This window comes from Pseudomonas sp. CHM02, from assembly GCF_000612585.1.
Classification (GTDB): domain Bacteria; phylum Pseudomonadota; class Gammaproteobacteria; order Pseudomonadales; family Pseudomonadaceae; genus Aquipseudomonas.
Window position 1 is genome coordinate 1 of sequence record NZ_JFCA01000126.1, and the last position, 286, is coordinate 286.

Here is a 286-nt window from a genome sequence, read left to right on the forward strand (position 1 = left end):
GCGCTGTTTGGCGATGTGATTGGCAAGCCGACCTTCCCGGCCGACTCCCTGGCGCGGATCAAGAACCAGATCCTCGCCGGCTTCGAGTACCAGAAGCAGAACCCCGCCAAGCTGGCGAGCCTTGAGCTGTTCAAGCGCCTGTACGGCGACCACCCTTACGCGCACCCGAGCGAAGGCACACCGGAGAGCGTCCCGAAGATTACGCTGGCGCAGTTGCAGGCGTTCCACGCCAAGGCCTACGCAGCGGGCAACGCGGTGATTGCAGTGGTCGGCGACCTGACCCGCG

General features: G+C 65.4%; 1 protein-coding gene. It reads left to right on the top strand.

Going from position 1 to position 286, the window contains the following annotated elements:
* Positions 1-286: insulinase family protein (locus BM70_RS34120; RefSeq protein WP_043274453.1), on the top strand; the 286-nt coding region annotated here is incomplete at both ends.